Here is a 17401-nt window from a genome sequence, read left to right as displayed (position 1 = left end):
TAATCCCGATTCATCTCACACGGAGGCAGCATGAAAATTGGCATTGTGGGCTATGGCGGTGGCGGAAAATACTTTCACGCACCTTTCATTAACGCGGCGAAGGGCCTGGAGCTGGCGGGGATTGTTGCTCGTGCTCCTGAAACCGTGGCGCGAGCAAAAGCAGATTTTCCTGATGTACCGATTTACGTCAGCTTAACTGAGATGTTGGCGGCGGGCATGGATATCGTCACCATCACCACGCCGCCGCAAACGCGTCGCGAATTAGTGTTGGAAGCCATTGAAGCGGGCGTGGCGGTGATTGCCGACAAGCCGTTTGCACCGGATGCGAAGACCGGGCGCGAATTAGCCGCAGCAGCCGCGAAAAAAGGTGTGGTGCTGAGCGTTTACCACAATCGCCGTTACGATGCGGACATCTTAACGCTGAAAAAAATCCTCGATGAACAACGCGTTGGCAAAGTGTGGCGTTTGCATAACCGCATGGATTTTGACGATGCGCTGACGCTGGAAGGTGGACCAACCGGCGGCTTGCTGCGCGATTTAGGTAGCCACATTGTTGATCAGGCGATTTGGCTGATGGGGCCGGTGAAATCGGTGTATGCGCAAATGAATTTCGTTGAACTCCCGGTTGGGTCAACTGATGCCAGTTTTATGCTGACCTTGACGCATCACAACGGTACGCACTCCTACGTTTCCGCCACCAAAATCAATCATATGAAGTGCCGCGAACTGCGTTTGTACGGTGATGAAGGCAGCTACCTGTCACACGGCACCGATGTGCAGGCGCAAGATGTTTATGCCGGGAAACGTCCGGCGGATGATTTGGCCGGTTGGGGCTACGAGCCGCGCGAAAGCTGGGGCAGTTTGCACAAAACGAATGGCGACCAGTTGGTGCCATCGGAGCAGGGCGCCTATCACCAATATTACCAACAGTTTGCCGAGGCGGTGCGCAATGGCACGCTACCGCCAGTGACCACCGAGCAAGCAATCAGTGTGCTGGCGGTGTTGGATGCCGCATTTATCAGCGCGCGTGAAAACCGGGTGGTGGAATTGGAATAGTTGTTTCAATTGATCGAATGAGGTCGCCATTTATGGTGACCCATTCGCACATTTCGCTCCCTCCGTATTCTCTTAAAGTGTTCCATTTCCGCGTTATTAAATTGTCGGAATCACCGCCGTTTGTTAATTTTGAGCCACTTTTGGGGCGAAAATTGGCTACCTGCGGCAGGAATGATGAAAAACAATAAATTCAAAACACATCTGGTTTCGCTATGTTTACTGGCGGAAAAAAAATTCACTAAACGCCGCACGTTGCCGGAATACAATCCCGCGCTGGAACAAGATATCAATCTGTTTTCCCAGCAAAACGCGCCCGCCGCTATTCCACGTCAGGTATGGATGTATTGGGAAAGCGAAACCTTACCTGCTGAAGTACAAATCTTCGTGGATAAAATCATCCGTGAAAATCCAGGCTATCAGGTTACGGTGATTAATAATCTGAACATCAAATCTTATCTTCCTGATTTGGAATTTGTGCATCGCGATATGCGTCCTTCGCACAAAAGTGACGTGATCAGGCTGGAACTGCTGCATCGTTATGGCGGGATTTGGATGGATGCCACCATCATTCTTAATCGCACGCTGGACGAATTGCTGGCGGTGAATGCTGCGGATAATTATGACCTGATCGCCTTCTATCGCGACGGTTCAACTCTCGATAAAGCCTATCCGGTGATTGAATCCTGGTTCCTCGCTGCACCGAAAAATAACGCCTTTATCGGTCGCTGGCTGCACTATTTCCGTCCGATCATTGAGGTTGGCGCAGAGGAATTTTTCCGCCAGCTGTTAGCGCTGCCCAATTACGAAACCATTGTGCAGGGCATTACGCCGCCGGATTATTTAGTGGTGTATATCGCCCAGCAGCAGGCGCTGCGGGAAAACAATCAATACAACTTCTACCTGCGCAAATGCGAAGCCTGCGCGTTGTTGTATCAAAGTTTGGCGGAATGGCGGCCGGTGAAGTTAAGCCGCATGCTGATGGTGGATCGCTTACCGACGGTGCTGCCACCGTTAACAAAACTGACCGGCTTGGATCGCAAATATCTCGAAACCAACCTGAAATATGGCGTGGTCAACAAAGATAGTCTGCTGGGCCGGGTTTTGTTGCCCAGCCCGCAAAACATGCGTCCGCAGGCGCTGACGAAAATTACGAATTAATCAACTGCTGAAGCGATGTGGCGCTAATTGCATCGTCCGGCACGTAAACCAGCAAACGATCGCCGTTGCGTGAAGCCGACCACCAGTTATTCTGGCGCAGCGTCATTTCGCCGACTTCCTCGCGATAAAAACGTTTGACGCGATTCTCCACCTGGCCCAATTCGTAACGCTGCCAGGTGTGCGCAAATTCATCAGAGCTGTTCAGCAGCCGCGCGAGGAAGTTTTCCCAATGCGGATCGCCCAGATGCTCGCCCATTTGCCCACGAAACATCGCCACCATTTGCGGCATCACCTCGTCCCAATCGCGAATCACTTTGCGCCAAACCGGGTGATTGAACGCCAGCCAGATACAGTTACGATCTTCCGGCGCGATTTCCGCTAAATCCACGCCCATCAATCCGCACCACGCGGCGTTGTAGCCGAGGATGTCAAAGCGCGGCGTTTCAATAATCGCCGGTAACTGGATGGCATCCAGCATCTGCTGATTATGCGCGGCAATTTTGCAGCAGGCGGCGGCCACACGCACCGAAGGCAACGCATGTCCCGCCAGCGAGAATAAATGCTGGGTTTCCACATCATTGCATTGCAAAGCCGCCGCAATCGCGGTGAGGGTTTTCGGCGAAGCTTTGATATCGCGCCCTTGCTCCAGCCACGTGTACCAGGTCACGCCAACATCGGCCAACTGCGCCACTTCTTCACGGCGTAAACCCGGCGTGCGGCGATGGCGCATGCGCGGCAAACCGAGGCGATTGGGATCGAGATTTTCGCGTCTGGTGCGCAGAAAAGTCCCCAATAATTTGCGGTTGTTGTGTTCAGCAGTGACGGGCGTGGAAGCGAGGTGCATACACAGATCCTTAACAAGACGGGTAGTGTTTATACCATGATAAACAAGAACTGGTACCCGTTTAACGGTTAGGTGATGCTATGCCGTACTGCAACCAAAAACAAGAGTAAAACCTATGCACACATCGCAACTTCAACGAACAGGATTAATGGTCCTGCTTGCCGGACAACTGCTACCGATGATCGACTTTTCCATTGTCAACGTGGCGTTAGACGCGATGGCCCACACGCTGCAAGCCACCGCCATCGAACTGGCGCTGATTGTTGCGGTGTACGGCATTGCCTTTGCCATTTGTCTGGCGATGGGCGGACGGCTTGGCGACAACTACGGTCGTCGTCGGGTATTTCTGGCGGGAGTATGGACCTTTGGTATTGCATCTTTATTATGCGGCATCGCCAACAGCGTTGGATTGTTGATGTTTGCCCGCGCGCTGCAAGGCGTGGGTGCTGCGTTTATCGTGCCGCAAATTCTTGCCACGCTGCACATCACCTTGAAGGGCAGAGCGCATGCGCGTGCGATTGGTTTGTACGGCGGTATTGGCGGCTTGGCCTTTATCATCGGCCAGGTTTTAGGCGGATTTCTGATCAAAGCGGATATCGGTGGCTACGGCTGGCGCAGCGTGTTCCTGATTAACCTGCCGATTTGCCTGTTTGTGCTGATCACCGCGCGCCGCTTTGTGCCAGAAACGCAAAACAGCCAACGCGTGCCGGTGGATGTCAGCGGCACGTTGCTGCTGGCGGGGGCGATTGGTTGCCTGATGTTGGCGCTGGCGCTCGGCCCGTTATTGCATTGGTCATGGCCGTGCATTCTGCTGCTGGTGCTGTTCCCGCTGTTTTTACATCGTTTGCGCCAAACCTCGCTGCGACTGGAAGCCGCTAACGGCGCGCCGCTGCTGCCGCCTTCGCTGCTGCGTCTGCCGAGCGTACGTTTTGGCCTGACGCTGGCGGTGCTGTTTTTCTCCTGCTGGAGCGGCTTCATGTTCTCGGTGGCGCTGACGCTGCAAGCCGGTTTAGGGCTAACCGCATTCCAATCCGGCAACGCGTTTATCGCCCTCGGCCTGGCTTATTTTATCGGCGCGATGCAATCGACGCGCATTGTTGAACGCTTGGGCAAACGCGCCACGTTGCTGATGGGTTGCGGCATTCAAATGGTGGGTCTGCTTGCCTTGATAGCCACGTTGCAATTTGCCTGGCCGCAGGTCGGCATTTTCACCCTGATTCCTGCTACGGTGCTGATTGGTTTTGGTCAGTCGTTTATCGTTAGCACCTTCTATCGCATTGGCATGAGCGGCGTGCCGCATCATCAAGCCGGTGCGGGCAGCGCGGTGCTCTCGACAGTACAGCAATCGGCGTTGGGTTTAGGGCCGATGTTGCTGGGTGGTGTGTTCACGCAGATCAACATGCACGGTGATCATCTCACCGCGATTACCGGCACGCTCGGCGTGGAGTTGGCGATGATGGTGGTGTTGGTAATTTTAACCAGCCTTAATCGCCGTACTTTCCAGCCGGTGGCGGCAGAAGGGTAATTCTTGTGAAGTGGTTTCGACAGGGGCGTTTCAGCTTATTGTAAAACAAACGAAAATCCGTGAGTCGCGCTGAATTTACCTTTGGCTCAGCGGTCTTTTTTCCGGAACATATCGCCGCAATCACGGGCTGAACTGCATGTTCAGCCCGTTTTTATGTGGTGCGGAAGCAAGGCGCTTGAATCAGGCACAGGAAAAACGGCAGGCTCACAGCAGATGAAGAAGATGTTAACCGGGTTACTTTTCATGGTAACCACCACTGCCTTTGGTGCAGATGATTTTACCCTCAAGGACATTCACTTTGATGGTCTCCAGCGCGTTACGCCCGGTGCAGCGATGCTGAGTATGCCGCTGCGCGTTGGCGATCGCGTCAAAGATGATGATATCCGCAACACCATTCGCGCGCTGTTTGCCAGCGGCAACTTTGAGGATGTGCAGGTGCTGCGCGACGGCGATACGTTGCTGATTAAAGTCCGAGAGCGTCCGGCGATTGCCAGCATTTCGTTCTCTGGCAACAAAGCGATTAAAGAAGATCAACTCAAGCAGAATCTGGATGCTTCTGGCGTGCGCGTGGGCGAAGCACTGGATCGCACCACCTTGTCCGATATCGAAAAAGGGTTGGAGGATTTTTATTACAGTGCTGGAAAATATACCGCCAGCGTCAAAGCGGTAGTCACGCCATTGCCGCGTAACCGTGTTGATCTCAAGTTCATCTTCACCGAAGGCGTATCGGCGAAAATTCAGCAAATCAACATCGTGGGTAATAAAGCCTTTTCTTCCGATGAACTGATTTCGCATTTCCAATTACGTGATGATGTGCCGTGGTGGAATTTCATCGCTGACCAAAAATACCAGAAACAGAAACTTTCTGGCGATTTAGAAACGCTGCGCAGCTATTATCTCGATCGCGGTTATGCGCGCTTTAATCTGGATTCCACCCAAGTCAGTTTAACGCCGAACAAAAAGAGCATTTACGTCACCATCAATATTCACGAAGGCGATATTTATCACGTCAGTGACGTAACCTTAACCGGCGATATGGCAGGGCATTCAGCGGAAATCGAGAAGCTAGCAAAACTGCCTGCGGGCGATTTATACAACGGCGCTAAAATTACCGCGAACGAAGAGGCGATTAAAAGTCTGCTCGGTCGTTACGGCTATGCTTTCCCGCAGGTTTCCACGCAACCGGAAATTAACGACGCGGATAAAAGCGTCAAGCTGCACGTCAATGTCGATGCCGGACGGCGTTTTTATGTGCGTCAGGTGCGTTTCTCTGGCAATGACACTTCGAAAGATGCGGTGCTGCGCCGTGAAATGCGCCAGATGGAAGGTGCGTGGCTAGCCAGCAATCAAGTCGATCAAGGTAAAGCGCGTCTCAATCGCACCGGCTATTTTGAAAGCGTCGATGTCGATACGCAACGCGTGCCGGGCAGCCCGGATCAGGTGGATGTAGTGTACAAAGTGAAGGAGCGCAATACCGGCACCTTTAACGTCGGACTCGGCTATGGCACCGACAGCGGCATCAGTTATCAGCTCGGCGTCAGCCAGGATAACTGGATGGGCACCGGCAACACCGTGAGTTTTAGCGGCACCAAAAACAGCTACCAAACCTACGTCGAAGTGGCGGCCACCGATCCCTATTTCACCGTCGATGGCGTCAGTTTGGGCGGCAAGTTGTTCTACAACGATTACAGCGCGGAAGATAACGACCTTTCCGAATACACGCTGAAGAGTTTTGGCGCGGGCAGCACCTTAAGCTTCCCGATCAGTGAAAATAGCAGCGTGAATAGCGGCGTAGATTACGTCTATAACCGCGTCAGTAACATGGCGCCGCAGGTGGCGATGTGGCGTTATCTGGGATCGCAAGGCGTGCATCCCAAGGTGATCACCAGCGATGACGACGATGATGATGCAACGGTGGCGGATAAATTCACTGCCAACGATTTCTTCTGGAACATCGGCTGGAGCTACAACTCGCTGGATCGCGGCTTCTTCCCGACCTCGGGCGTGAGCGCAGGCTTTAATACCAAGGTGACGATTCCCGGTTCCACCAACAGTTATTACAAAAGCACGCTGAGCGCCAACGGTTATTTGCCGTTGAGTAGCGATCATCGTTGGGTGTTAATGGGGCGCAGCAAAACTGGATTCGCCGATGGTTTAGGCGGCAAAGAAGTGCCGTTCTACGACAACTTCTATGCCGGTGGTTCGAGTTCAGTACGCGGATTCTCCAGCAATACCATCGGCCCGAAAGCCGCGTATTACCGCTGTACCGGCAGCGAAAGCAGTTACGGCGCCTGTCCGGTGGAGAAATCAGATGATGCGGTCGGCGGTAATGCGATGGCGGTAGTCAGCGCTGAACTGATTATGCCGACGCCGTTTATTAGCGATCGTTATACCGATTCACTGCGTACTTCGTTATTTGTCGATGCGGGCACAGTATGGGATACCCGTTGGGAAAATACCGCCGCCACCAAAGCAGCGGGCATTCCTGATTATGGCGATCCGAGCCAGATTCGCGTATCGAGTGGTTTAGCATTGCAATGGCAATCGCCGTTAGGGCCGCTAGTGTTCTCTTATGCGTTGCCAATTAAAAAATATGAAGGCGATAAGTCGGAGCAGTTCCAGTTTAATATCGGGAAAACCTGGTAGCTGTATTTAATCTGTTAAGGGTTGAGATGAGTTTTACATTATCTTTAAACGACTAAGACAGAATAAAATTGCCAGAAGCGTAAACTATCGCTCGTGCAATGCTTAAGGAATGAGTGTTCGCGAATATCGTTGTTATGCATCTAATGAATATTATTTCGCCACCCGGATTGGGTGGCTTTTTTATTATTTGTACCAGGTCACCATAAATGGCGACCTTACAAAACTCCCGTCATCGTAGGGTCGCCATTTATGGTGACCTGGCGAATTAACCATTACGATTCGGTTAACCGCAAGCCGTTTTCGGTATCGAACAGATGAATCTTCTCAGCGTTGAAGCCGAGCATAATGTTATCACCGCTCACTGCTGCGTGGCGGCCTGCAACCTGCATATGCAACGCATATCCGTGCCAGTCGAGATGCAGCAATGTTGACTCGCCGGTAATCTCGACCACTTTTACCTGCGCCGCCGCAGTGCTGGTAGCTTCCAGCAAATCATGAGGCCGCACGCCGAGCGTCACCGATGCGCCTTCGCGTTGACGCGCGGCGGCTTGCCAACGCAGCGGTAGCGGCTGCCACAGATCCTGGCACTGCACGCCCGGCACGCCATCGCGGGTGATCAACTGTGCGGGCAACAGATTCATCGGCGGCGAACCGATAAAGCGCGCAACAAAGGTATCGGCTGGGCGATCGTAAATCGCCAGCGGCGCGCCTTGCTGCACAATACGGCCTTCCTTCATCACCACGATTTGATCGGCCAGCGTCATCGCCTCAACCTGATCGTGCGTCACATAAACCATGGTGGTTTTGAAACGCTGATGCAGCGATTTGATCTCCGCGCGCAATTCCATGCGCAACTGCGCATCGAGGTTCGACAGCGGTTCATCAAACAGGAATACTTTGGGATTGCGCACCATCGCGCGACCCATCGCCACGCGTTGGCGTTGTCCGCCAGATAATGCGCGCGGATAGCGCTGCAACAGCTTGTCGATGCCGAGAATGCCGGCGATGCGCGCAATTTTAGTTTGCTGCTCCTCGCGTTTAATCTTCTTCACCTGCATATGAAACGCCAGGTTTTCTGCCACGGTTAAATGCGGATAGAGCGCGTAGCTCTGAAACACCATGGCGATGTCGCGATCGGCCGGATCGCGATCGTTGATCTGCACGTTATCCATCAAAATCGCGCCGTCCGACAGGCTTTCCAATCCGGCTAGCAAGCGCAGCAAAGTTGATTTTCCGCAGCCAGAAGGGCCAACCAGTACGGTAAAACTGCCGTCAGGAATGGTGAGATCAAGCGGATGCAGCACCGATTGTTTCGCGTAGCGTTTGGCCACTTTTACGAGTTCAACACTGGCCATATTTAAAACTCCTGAGAAAGTTGCAGTTGATGCCAATCGGGGTAGCGACGCGGCAGGGTGCTGATGGCGAGTGACGCCACGCTGATTCCCCATTGCAGCGCCGTGGCGAGATCTTGTTGATGCAGCAGCGCGGTGAGAAATCCGGCATTAAAACTGTCACCCGCACCGATGGTGTCCACCACTGTAACCGGGCGCGCGGGTTGGCTTTGTTGCTGAGCGCCCTGCCAGCAGCGGGCACCTTGCGCGCCGCACTTCACCACGCAGCCGCCGCGTCCGCTCAATTGTTGCGCCAGATTTTGCGCGCTGTGTGACAGATCGTCTGACGCGCTTAATCCCAGCGTTTCGACTTCATTCAGCAGCAGCCAATCACACAGCGGCAGCCAGTGCGTGACCTGCTGGCGAACCTCATCCGTCCAGCCTTGCGGCGGCCAGCCGGTATCGACGGCGGTGATAAAACCACGTTGTCGTAACTCACTAAGCAGCGCCGGATAGTCTTCATACAGATGCAGACACAAAAAGGTGCCGCACAGCAGCACGATATCGCCGTCAGTGGCGGTTTCCGGTATCTGATCCAGCACATCCTGCGTGCTGAGTTTGACGATATGGCCGAGATTACTCAGGAAAGAACGCTCGTGATCGGAGTGCGTAACGCCGACGGTGAGTGAGGTTTCGCAGTGGTAGCGCGTCCAGTGCGCGGCGCTGTGCGGAAAATGACTGGCCAGCCACGCGCTTAAACCGTCATTGCCCTGATTCGCCACCGCGCGATGACGCACTTGCATGGCTTCCAGCGCCAGCGCGCAGTTGCCTGCCGATCCGCCCGGACGCAGTTCGCTGTGATTGAGCATCACTTCGGTGCCGCGCTGCGGCCAGTTGTCCAGCGTGCCCATAATCAAATCGACATTAATATTGCCCACCACATACAGCGTGGCGGTGAGTTGTGGTTCCATCATCCTTTACTCCCGCCGCTGGCGAGGCCGCTGACCAGCGTCTTCTGCAACCAGATAGCAATAAATAGCGGTGGCACCGAGGCCAAAATCCCTACGGCGGCGATCAGGCCATCGTCGGTGGCGCGCCCGGCGGTAAACCCAGCAATGGTGACCGGCAAGGTTTGCGCGGCGATGTTGCTGGTGAACAGCAAGGCATAGAAGAATTCATCCCACGCCAGCAGCCAACCAAACAGCGCCGCCGCGCCAAGGACCGGCTTCGCCAGTGGCAAGGTAATGCGCAGCAAGACTTGCCAGACACGCAAACCATCCATCCGCGCCGCTTGTTCAATATCCTGCGGCAACGTGTCGAACTGGTTTTTCAGCATCCAGGTAAGGAACGGCAAAATCAGCGAGCAGTAAACGATGATCAATCCTGGCCGAGTGTTGAGCAGACCAAAGTGTTGCAACAGGAAGTAGAGCGGCAGCACGAAGGCCACTGGCGGCACCATGTAAATGGCGAGCGACGCAAATAGCCAGCCGTCGCGCCCGCGATAGCGCGAGAAGCTGAACGCGGCGGGGATCGCCAACAGCAAGCAGATGATCGTCGCACCGGTTGCCACTAACAGACTGTTACCCATCGCGTGCAGGAACAATTCGCCTGGTTGGCCGGGTTCCATGGACAGCAGTTTGCCGTACCGGGTGAAATCCCACTGGCGCGGCAACCATTCCAGCGGCACGCGGGTGAGATCGCTGGTGGCGCTGACGCTCATCAAAAACAGCCAGCCCATCGGCGCGAGCACAGAAATCGCCACCAGCAACGCCGCCGCGTATTTGCCGGTGCTGCGTAATTTAGCCTTCATGGGCGCTTCCTTTGCGGCGTTGACGCCACAGTAACAGCATGTAGACGGTGATCAGCACCGCGCACAGCAAGGTCATCAACATGGCATATGCCGCGCCGCTGCCGGCACGCAGATAGCTAAACGACTCTTGATAAACGAAGAAGCTCAGGGTTTTGGTGCTGTCCACCGGGCCGCCGCGCGTCATCACATAGATGATGTCGAAGATTTTGAAGGCATCGATGGTACGCAGCACCAGCGCTACGCTCAGCGGGCCAACAATCGCCGGGAAGGTGATGGCACGAAAACGTCGCCATGCCGATGCGCCATCCAGCCGCGCGGCTTCAAACAGATCGTCGGGAATCGATTGCAACGCCGCCAGCACCAGCAAGGTCACCAGCGGATAGTTTTTCCATACGTCGGCGAACATCACCGCGTTGAGCGCCGAATCGGGCGATCCCAGCCAACTGCGATAACCATCGATAATGCCTAACTGCGTCAGCAAGGCGTTGATGCTGCCGTAATCCGGATTGAAGTTAAGGCGCCACATCATGGCGTTGACGATGGTTGGCAGCGCCCACGGCAAAATCACCAGTACGCGCAACAGGTTACGACCGGCGAATTTCTGATTGAGCAACAGCGCCACTAACACGCCAATCACGCCTTCGAACGCCACCGACACCAAGGTGAAGTAAAGGGTGCGCCACAGCGAACTACGAAAATCCTCATCTGTTAGGGCGAAAATATAGTTTTCCAAACCGATCCAGCCCGGCGCTTCACCACTGCCGATCAAAGCAGCATCGGTGAAACTCAGCCAGATAGTGCGTAACAGCGGCCATGCGGTGAGCAGCAGCATCACCAACAACATGGGTGCAAGTAGCACCCATGCCTGCCGTTGTTCGCGTTGACGCAAACTCAGCATGGTTGCCCCTTAGCGCAGACGCGCCGCACTCTTATCCACCGTTTGCATCGCGGCATCCGGTGTTTCGCTACCGACCAGCACTTGCTGCAACTGCTGCTGCAAGGTGTTGGAGAGGCGCGAATAGTCGGCGGTTTCCGGACGCGACAACATCACGTTCAGCGATTTATCCGCGGCGGCAATCAGGCTTTCCTGGTTTTTCAGCACCGCCGGGTCCTGATACGAGCTTTTCCAGATCGGCAAACTCAAGGTGGCGTACTTGTTCTGCACCGGCTGCGAAGTCATGTAGCTGATGTAATGCCACGCTTGATCGCCATGTGTGCTGCCTTTGGTGATGCCCAAGCCCATCGAACCGTTAACCGCACCAAATTTGCCTGGCGCATCACCCGGCGCGGGAACGATTCCCACCTGACCCGCGACTTTGCTCTGCTTCGGATCGTTCGCCATGTTGTACATGTAGGTCCAGTTCAACGCGAAAGCCGCATCGCCGTTAGAGAAGGCTTTGCGCACGTCCTCTTCGAGATATTCACGCGACGCCGGGTTGGTTAAGCCTTCATCCAGCGAGCTTTTCATCAGCTTGACCGCTTGCAGCGAAGCTGGAGAAGAAAAGTCGAGTTTGTCGTTGCTGTAGAACTTGCCACCAAACCCAGAAACCAGCGTGGTGTAATCGCACACTAGCGCTTCGGCCTGCGACCAGCTCCACACCAACGGATATTTGACGATGTTTTTTTGCTTAATGATGCGCGCATCGTCCATCACCTGCTGCCAGGTTTGCGGCGGTGTGGTGATACCGGCTTTCTCCAACATCGCTTTGTTGTAATAAAGATATTTGGTATCGAGGATCCACGGCATGCCGAGGGTTTTGCCTTTGAATTCCACGGTGTTCATCGCGCCGGAGAAGATTTTGGCTTTTTCATCAGCATTGATGCGACTGCTGACGTCCTGCAACAAATCAAACTTGGTGAATTCAGCCGGCCAGATGGCATCAAACAGCACAACGTCATAGCCGTTACCGCCCGCGCCACGCGCCGCGACGATCTTATCGTGTAGCGCTTCATACGGTACAAACTCAAGATTAACCTGCACGTCCGGGTGCGCTTTCTGAAACTCCTGCGTCATGGCGCGGATATCATTTTCGCTGTACGCCGCTTGCGTCATAAACAGCGCATTCAGCGTGGTGACCGCCGCTGCGTTGCCGACGCTGGCTAACAGAACCGCTGCAAAACATCCTTTGATCACTGGGTTGAATCGGATTTTCATGGACTTTTCCGCCTTAAAACAGAAGAGGGTGTTTAATTAAATCAATTTGATTGATTTAATAACGCGCACAGGTTGTCAGATTGCTGCGGCTGACATCGCTTAGCTAAAGCAATTGACGTGCCAGGGCATAAATCTCGTTTGCCGCTCGACACTACTTTGCATAGATTTTTGCTGCTGTCAGGTAAACAGGTTGTAAAATGTGTGGGCGATCATAGATATTGATGCGGCGATGCGTAGCGCAGGTTATTAAGGGAAGGGAGCACGGTGAAAACGTCGGGAACCAATCTGGAACATGCACGGGCGCATAATCGCCGCGTGATCATTGAAGCCATCCGCTTGCATGGCGAGCTGACGCGCGCCGAACTGGCTCGCCTGACTGCGCTGACGCCGCAAACCGTCTCGAATATCGTGGCAGAACTGGAACAAGCTGAATTGCTCACCAGCCGCGCGCCGCGTAAGCAAGGGCGCGGACAACCGGCAATTCCGGTGACCCTCAATCCCGCCAGCGCCTTTTCCATCGGCATTCATCTTGATCACCAAACGCTGCTGATTGTGCTGGTGGATCTCACCGGCGAAATTCACTTCCGTCGCCTTATGCTGGTGCAAAAACCTGAGCCGGTTGCCACTTTAGCGCGCATTGCCGAGGTGCTCAGCGAGATTAAAACGCAACTCGGCGAACGCTGGCAAAAGGTGCTGGGCATTGGCGTGGTGATGCCGGGGCCGTTTGGCGTGGAAGGCATTTCATCGGTTGGCCCGACCACCTTGCACGGCTGGGAGCAGATCGATATAGAAGCGCGATTGGCGGAGATGAGCGGCGTGCCGGTCACGCTGGAAAACGATGCCACGGTAGCGGCGATTGGCGAGCGTTTTCATGGTGTGGCGCGCCAGCTAAATTCGTTTATTTATTTGTATATCGGCACCGGTTTGGGCGCGGGTATCATCATGGACGGTCACGTTTACAGCGGCCACGCGCATAACGCCGGCGAAGTCGGGCACGTGGTAGTCGAACCGGGCGGACGCGAATGTTATTGCGGCAATCATGGTTGCCTGGAACGCTATGTATCGCTGCAAGCCGCCTATGAATTTTGTGGTCTCGATCCAATGACTGCACTGCCGGAAGATCTGTTGGAAGTCGATCCGGCCCGATTTGATAGTTGGATTGATACGGTGCTGACGCCACTGCGGCAGGCGATTAATCTGCTGGAATGTGTGTTTGATGCCGAAAGCGTGATCATCGGCGGCATGATGCCCGCCGCGCTGCTGGAGAAAATTATTCGCCGTTTGCCGCCGCTATACCAATCAGTACGCGGCCGCTATTTGACCGGAACGCGCTTAAAAATCGGCATGACCGGCAGCGACACCGCCGCGCTGGGTGCTGCGGCGCTACCGATTTTTGACGAATTTAATCCGCAGTTTCAGGTGTTAATGAAGTAATGATTATTTGATATCTGAGATCACGGACAATTTAACAAGTCGATTCTTATATATTGTGTTGATGAGTTTTAGTTAGTTAACGTATTAATTTTGGTTTAAAAAAAGGGTTAACATGTTACCTATTCGCAAGATACTCCTGTTCAGTACACTATTTTTTTCTATTCAAGTTATGTCGAGCGAACAACAGGCGGAGATTCGTTTTGATGCGCTGTGTGATTTTAAAACGCTGAATATGAACATGATAAAATTCAAGGAAATCGATCTGGCATTAGATGTTACCTTGCAGCCTGAAGCACAAGCCAGATTGGCAAAAGTGACGCGTGAAAATATCAGTAAAAAATTAGTGATTGATATCAATGGATTCAAGTTGCATCCAGTTACTGTTCAAAATGAAATGACTAGCGAAAATATACGCGTGTCGATTGAAAAGCAGAAAGCGAAAGCATTATTTTCTGCGTTACTAAATGAGCATGATTGTTAAGTTATCTTAAGGAAATTATTTTTCGCCATCAGGGTTATTACGATGGCGTTTAAACAAAACTTACGCCAAATTTACCCCACGTAAACCTGACCAGCAGCGCGCCGAAGATTCTGTCACTAGCACCGCCGGATCAGGGCTGAACGCGCTGACTAAACTCACCACACGGTCGGTTAAATGCCGAATATTGTCTGCACCAACATAGACATACTCATTGGCGGGCAGCACATAAGCAAAGCCTTTTTCACATACTAAGCTGCGCGAAAAGCCATTATCGAGCATGGCGTACAGCAATTCGATATACGTGCTGGCAGTAGGTTCTTTCAATTCGATACGGATCGTGTAACTGGTCATAAGATGATCCTCCGATAAGATGTTATTTAAGTTTACTTAAATTATATCAAATTGAATAGGGTTAGATTTTTTTAAGAATTATCTCACTAATGAAAATTTTAATATTGAGAGTAATTCAAAGGGGTAGGGAAATATTAAACAGTAAAGGTTGGATCTAATAAGCGAAACGTTAATCGAGTGTTTTACTAATTAATCTCCTAAGCTATTTTACAAAGAATAAATAAATCAATTGACGAGACGAATGGCCGCAACAATCTGTTTTTGCATAACAGGCCGGTTTAAGACCGGCCTGTTAATGATTACGCTTCTCTGCGCGCGCTGTGTTCATCCAGCTTTTGGTTAAACTCCGTTGTACTCCACTCGTGTTGCACCGCCTGATGCACCAGCGCCTGCTGTGTTTGCGGCACCATCCCGCCGACCGGCGGATCGGTATCCAGATTGGTTGGGAACGAATACCCGCGCGCTGCCACATTGATCACGGTGTTTAATTCTTGCGGCGTAAGTTGGCTGTTTTTCAGCAGCGGATAGATCAGCTTCAACATCTGTTCGTGATTCACTTTTTCCATCGGCACACCGAATGCAGAGGAAATCTGCAACAGATTGGCGGTGCGTACATGATCGGTAGTGGTGTTATTCCCGGCGGCATGGAATAGCGCTGGGTTAAAGAACAAGCCATCGCCTTTATCCAGCGGCAATTGCACAAAGCTCTGGTTGAAGAATTCGACAAAAGCCGGATCGCGATAGGCGATGTAACCCAATTCGTATTGGTGCGACCACGGCAACAAACGCGTCGGGCCAGAAGGTAACGGCATATCGCTGTGCGCCACTGCGCCTTGCAGCGTCAGATACTGTGAAAGGATCTGTACCGGAATTGGGAATTCACTGGCAAAGGCACTTTGCTGGAATCCCAAATGATAATCACGATGCGGCTGCTGCGCTTCACCGCCCGGACGCACCTGGTTAACTTGTGAAGTCATGCTCCAGGCTGGGCCAAGCCAGGCCTGACATATCAGCTCCAGCGTGGGGTTGGCATAATAGTCGACGAACGTTTGTGGATCGGTTTCCGCCAGTTTTTGTAATGCGTTCCAGATACGGCCATTATTGCCCGCGCGTGAGAAGTGGTCGGCTTGCACTTTGGATTTGGCTTCGTCGCTCATGATGGTTTCAAATACCTGCGAAGCGCGATCCACCACCGCCAAATCATCATATAACCCGCGCACCACAAATACGCCGGGGCCGTAAGAAAGTGCTTTATGCAACTCGCTAAGCACGGCTCGTTTATTGGCTTTATCCAGCGTCTGACGATCGTAGATCAATACATTGGCGACAGCTTTGCTGGCGAGCGGATACTCGCTGACATCAAGTTGTTGGGCGCAGAAGGTTTTAAAGTCTTCGATTGAGATTTGATCTTCTTGAGCGAAATAGGATGACATCATTATGACCTCATTTTTTCGATGATGGGTTGTCACCTTATGTGCAGGGAAAAGGCCATTTAGCCGCCACAACATAAGGTTGATGCTTGTTAAAATAGCAGCTACATTTCATTAACAGCACATCAAAAAGACCTCACTCAATCATCATGTGATCTATGCCTAAATTTACTCAGAAGCAGATTTCAGCGCAGTCAGGATTAAGCCTCGCCACCATTGATCGCGCGATGCACAACCGCGGCCGCGTCCACCCGCAAACGCAACACCGTATTAAGCAAGCGTTGGCTGATTTGGAGTTGCAGCAAAAAAGCAGTCTGGCGCAAGGGCGCACCATTTATTTCGACGTCATCATGCATACGCCCGAACGTTTCAGCGAGTTGGTTAAAGAAGCGTTTAGCAGTCAAATTTCCAGCTTCGCCTCGTTCAAGATCCAACTGCGTTTTCATTGCAGCGAAGAGATGACGGTGGATGAAGTCGAACGTTTATTGAAGAAATGCTCGCTCAGCACCCACGGCATTATTCTCAAGGCGATGAATGCCAGCCAGCTGGTGCCGGTGATCAATAACCTGATTAAGCAGCGGATTCCGGTGGTAACGGTGGTAACGGACATTCCAGGCAGTCAGCGTTTGCGCTATATCGGCATCGACAATGTGAGCGCGGGGAAATCGGCGGCATTTTTGATGGCGAAATGGCTGGGGAAAGAGACGGCCACCATTGCCGCGATTACCGGCGATAAAGCCTTTGTCGGCGAGCAAGAACGTATTCGCGGTTTTGAAGAGGGGATGAAATCCTTTGCACCGCAGCATCAAGTCAAGGTGATCGCCGGCGGTTTTGGCATTGATCATTTAATGTATGAAACCTTGCAAAACTTTCTGCAGGTCCATCCACAGATTGACGCGCTGTATACGGTTGGCGGCGGCAATGCCGGGATATTGCGTGCGCTTGATGAGCATAACATCCAACCGCAAGTGTTTGTCGGGCACGATCTCGATCGGGAAAACCGCGCCTTAATGCAGGCGGGAAAAATCGACGCCTTGATTGAACACAACCTGCAATTGGATGCGCAGCATTCTTTTAAGGCGTTATTAGAGTTTCACGGTTTTCTGCCTGAAGAGCGCAATTACGCGCCGTATTCGCGCACCAATATCATCATGCGTTACAACATGTATACGTAACGTTT

15 protein-coding genes are annotated in these 17401 nt (G+C 52.8%); 7 read left to right on the top strand and 8 right to left on the bottom strand.

Translation table 11 applies throughout. The features are described from left to right. Positions 1–30 precede the first annotated feature (30 nt). Both ACPUC7_RS08395 and ACPUC7_RS08390 read left to right on the top strand, forming a co-directional pair. A complete protein-coding gene (locus ACPUC7_RS08395) occupies positions 31–1056 on the top strand; it encodes a Gfo/Idh/MocA family protein (protein ID WP_494922542.1) in 1026 nt (341 codons plus the stop codon). A 174-nt stretch (positions 1057–1230) separates the two neighbouring features. After that, positions 1231–2214 carry a glycosyltransferase family 32 protein gene (locus ACPUC7_RS08390; protein WP_494922541.1) on the top strand — a complete coding sequence of 328 codons (984 nt, stop codon included), beginning with the start codon at positions 1231–1233 and terminating at the stop codon, positions 2212–2214. Here ACPUC7_RS08390 and ACPUC7_RS08385 read toward each other — a convergent pair. Continuing rightward, complete coding sequence (locus tag ACPUC7_RS08385) at positions 2204–3058, bottom strand: helix-turn-helix transcriptional regulator (RefSeq protein ID WP_494922540.1); 855 nt, start codon at positions 3056–3058, stop codon at positions 2204–2206. The genes ACPUC7_RS08390 and ACPUC7_RS08385 overlap by 11 nt on opposite strands. 115 nt (positions 3059–3173) lie before the next feature. On the opposite strand from ACPUC7_RS08385, the gene ACPUC7_RS08380 reads away from it, so the two are divergent. Beyond that, a complete protein-coding gene (locus ACPUC7_RS08380; RefSeq protein ID WP_494922539.1) occupies positions 3174–4583 on the top strand; it encodes an MFS transporter in 1410 nt (469 codons plus the stop codon). Positions 4584–4796: 213 nt separating this feature from the next. Further along, positions 4797–7229, top strand: coding sequence for an outer membrane protein assembly factor BamA (bamA, locus tag ACPUC7_RS08375; RefSeq protein WP_494922538.1), 2433 nt, complete (start codon positions 4797–4799; stop codon positions 7227–7229). A 272-nt stretch (positions 7230–7501) separates the two neighbouring features. Here bamA and ACPUC7_RS08370 read toward each other — a convergent pair whose 3' ends face one another. Genes ACPUC7_RS08370 through ACPUC7_RS08350 form a run of 5 tightly spaced genes read right to left on the bottom strand, consistent with a single transcriptional unit; the run spans position 7502 to position 12525 of the window. Then, on the bottom strand, positions 7502–8584 hold the full coding sequence (locus ACPUC7_RS08370; RefSeq protein WP_494922537.1) for an ABC transporter ATP-binding protein: 1083 nt from the start codon (positions 8582–8584) through the stop codon (positions 7502–7504). 2 nt (positions 8585–8586) lie between these two features. After that, the gene (locus ACPUC7_RS08365) at positions 8587–9531 is read right to left on the bottom strand and encodes a carbohydrate kinase family protein (protein ID WP_494922747.1); all 945 of its coding nucleotides are present in this window, start codon (positions 9529–9531) and stop codon (positions 8587–8589) included. Next, positions 9531–10370 (bottom strand): carbohydrate ABC transporter permease, encoded by an 840-nt coding sequence (locus tag ACPUC7_RS08360; RefSeq protein ID WP_494922536.1) that lies wholly within the window; start codon positions 10368–10370, stop codon positions 9531–9533. Before ACPUC7_RS08360 ends, ACPUC7_RS08365 begins: the two co-directional genes overlap by 1 nt. Next, on the bottom strand, positions 10360–11268 hold the full coding sequence (locus ACPUC7_RS08355; protein WP_494922535.1) for a carbohydrate ABC transporter permease: 909 nt from the start codon (positions 11266–11268) through the stop codon (positions 10360–10362). The genes ACPUC7_RS08360 and ACPUC7_RS08355 overlap by 11 nt, the downstream gene beginning before the upstream one ends. 9 nt (positions 11269–11277) lie before the next feature. Then, positions 11278–12525: an extracellular solute-binding protein gene (locus ACPUC7_RS08350; RefSeq protein ID WP_494922534.1), complete on the bottom strand. Its 1248-nt coding sequence runs from the start codon at positions 12523–12525 to the stop codon at positions 11278–11280. A 264-nt stretch (positions 12526–12789) separates the two neighbouring features. Here ACPUC7_RS08350 and ACPUC7_RS08345 point away from each other — a divergent pair, with 264 nt between their 5' ends. After that, on the top strand, positions 12790–13959 hold the full coding sequence (locus ACPUC7_RS08345) for an ROK family transcriptional regulator (protein WP_494922533.1): 1170 nt from the start codon (positions 12790–12792) through the stop codon (positions 13957–13959). Between the two features lie 112 nt (positions 13960–14071). Continuing rightward, on the top strand, positions 14072–14440 hold the full coding sequence (locus tag ACPUC7_RS08340) for a hypothetical protein (protein ID WP_494922532.1): 369 nt from the start codon (positions 14072–14074) through the stop codon (positions 14438–14440). Positions 14441–14500: 60 nt separating this feature from the next. On the opposite strand, the gene ACPUC7_RS08335 is transcribed toward ACPUC7_RS08340, so the two are convergent. Continuing rightward, positions 14501–14791, bottom strand: a complete 291-nt coding sequence (locus tag ACPUC7_RS08335) for a hypothetical protein (RefSeq protein ID WP_494922531.1) — start codon at positions 14789–14791, stop codon at positions 14501–14503. 299 nt (positions 14792–15090) lie between these two features. After that, the gene (locus tag ACPUC7_RS08330; RefSeq protein ID WP_494922530.1) at positions 15091–16227 is read right to left on the bottom strand and encodes a phytanoyl-CoA dioxygenase family protein; all 1137 of its coding nucleotides are present in this window, start codon (positions 16225–16227) and stop codon (positions 15091–15093) included. Positions 16228–16379: 152 nt separating this feature from the next. Between ACPUC7_RS08330 and ACPUC7_RS08325 the strand changes: the two genes are divergently transcribed. After that, positions 16380–17396, top strand: coding sequence for a substrate-binding domain-containing protein (locus tag ACPUC7_RS08325; RefSeq protein WP_494922529.1), 1017 nt, complete (start codon positions 16380–16382; stop codon positions 17394–17396). Positions 17397–17401: the final 5 nt, after the last annotated feature.

This window comes from Pantoea sp. CFCC18179 (assembly GCF_059412405.1).
This window is presented reverse-complemented; position numbering and strand designations above follow the sequence as displayed.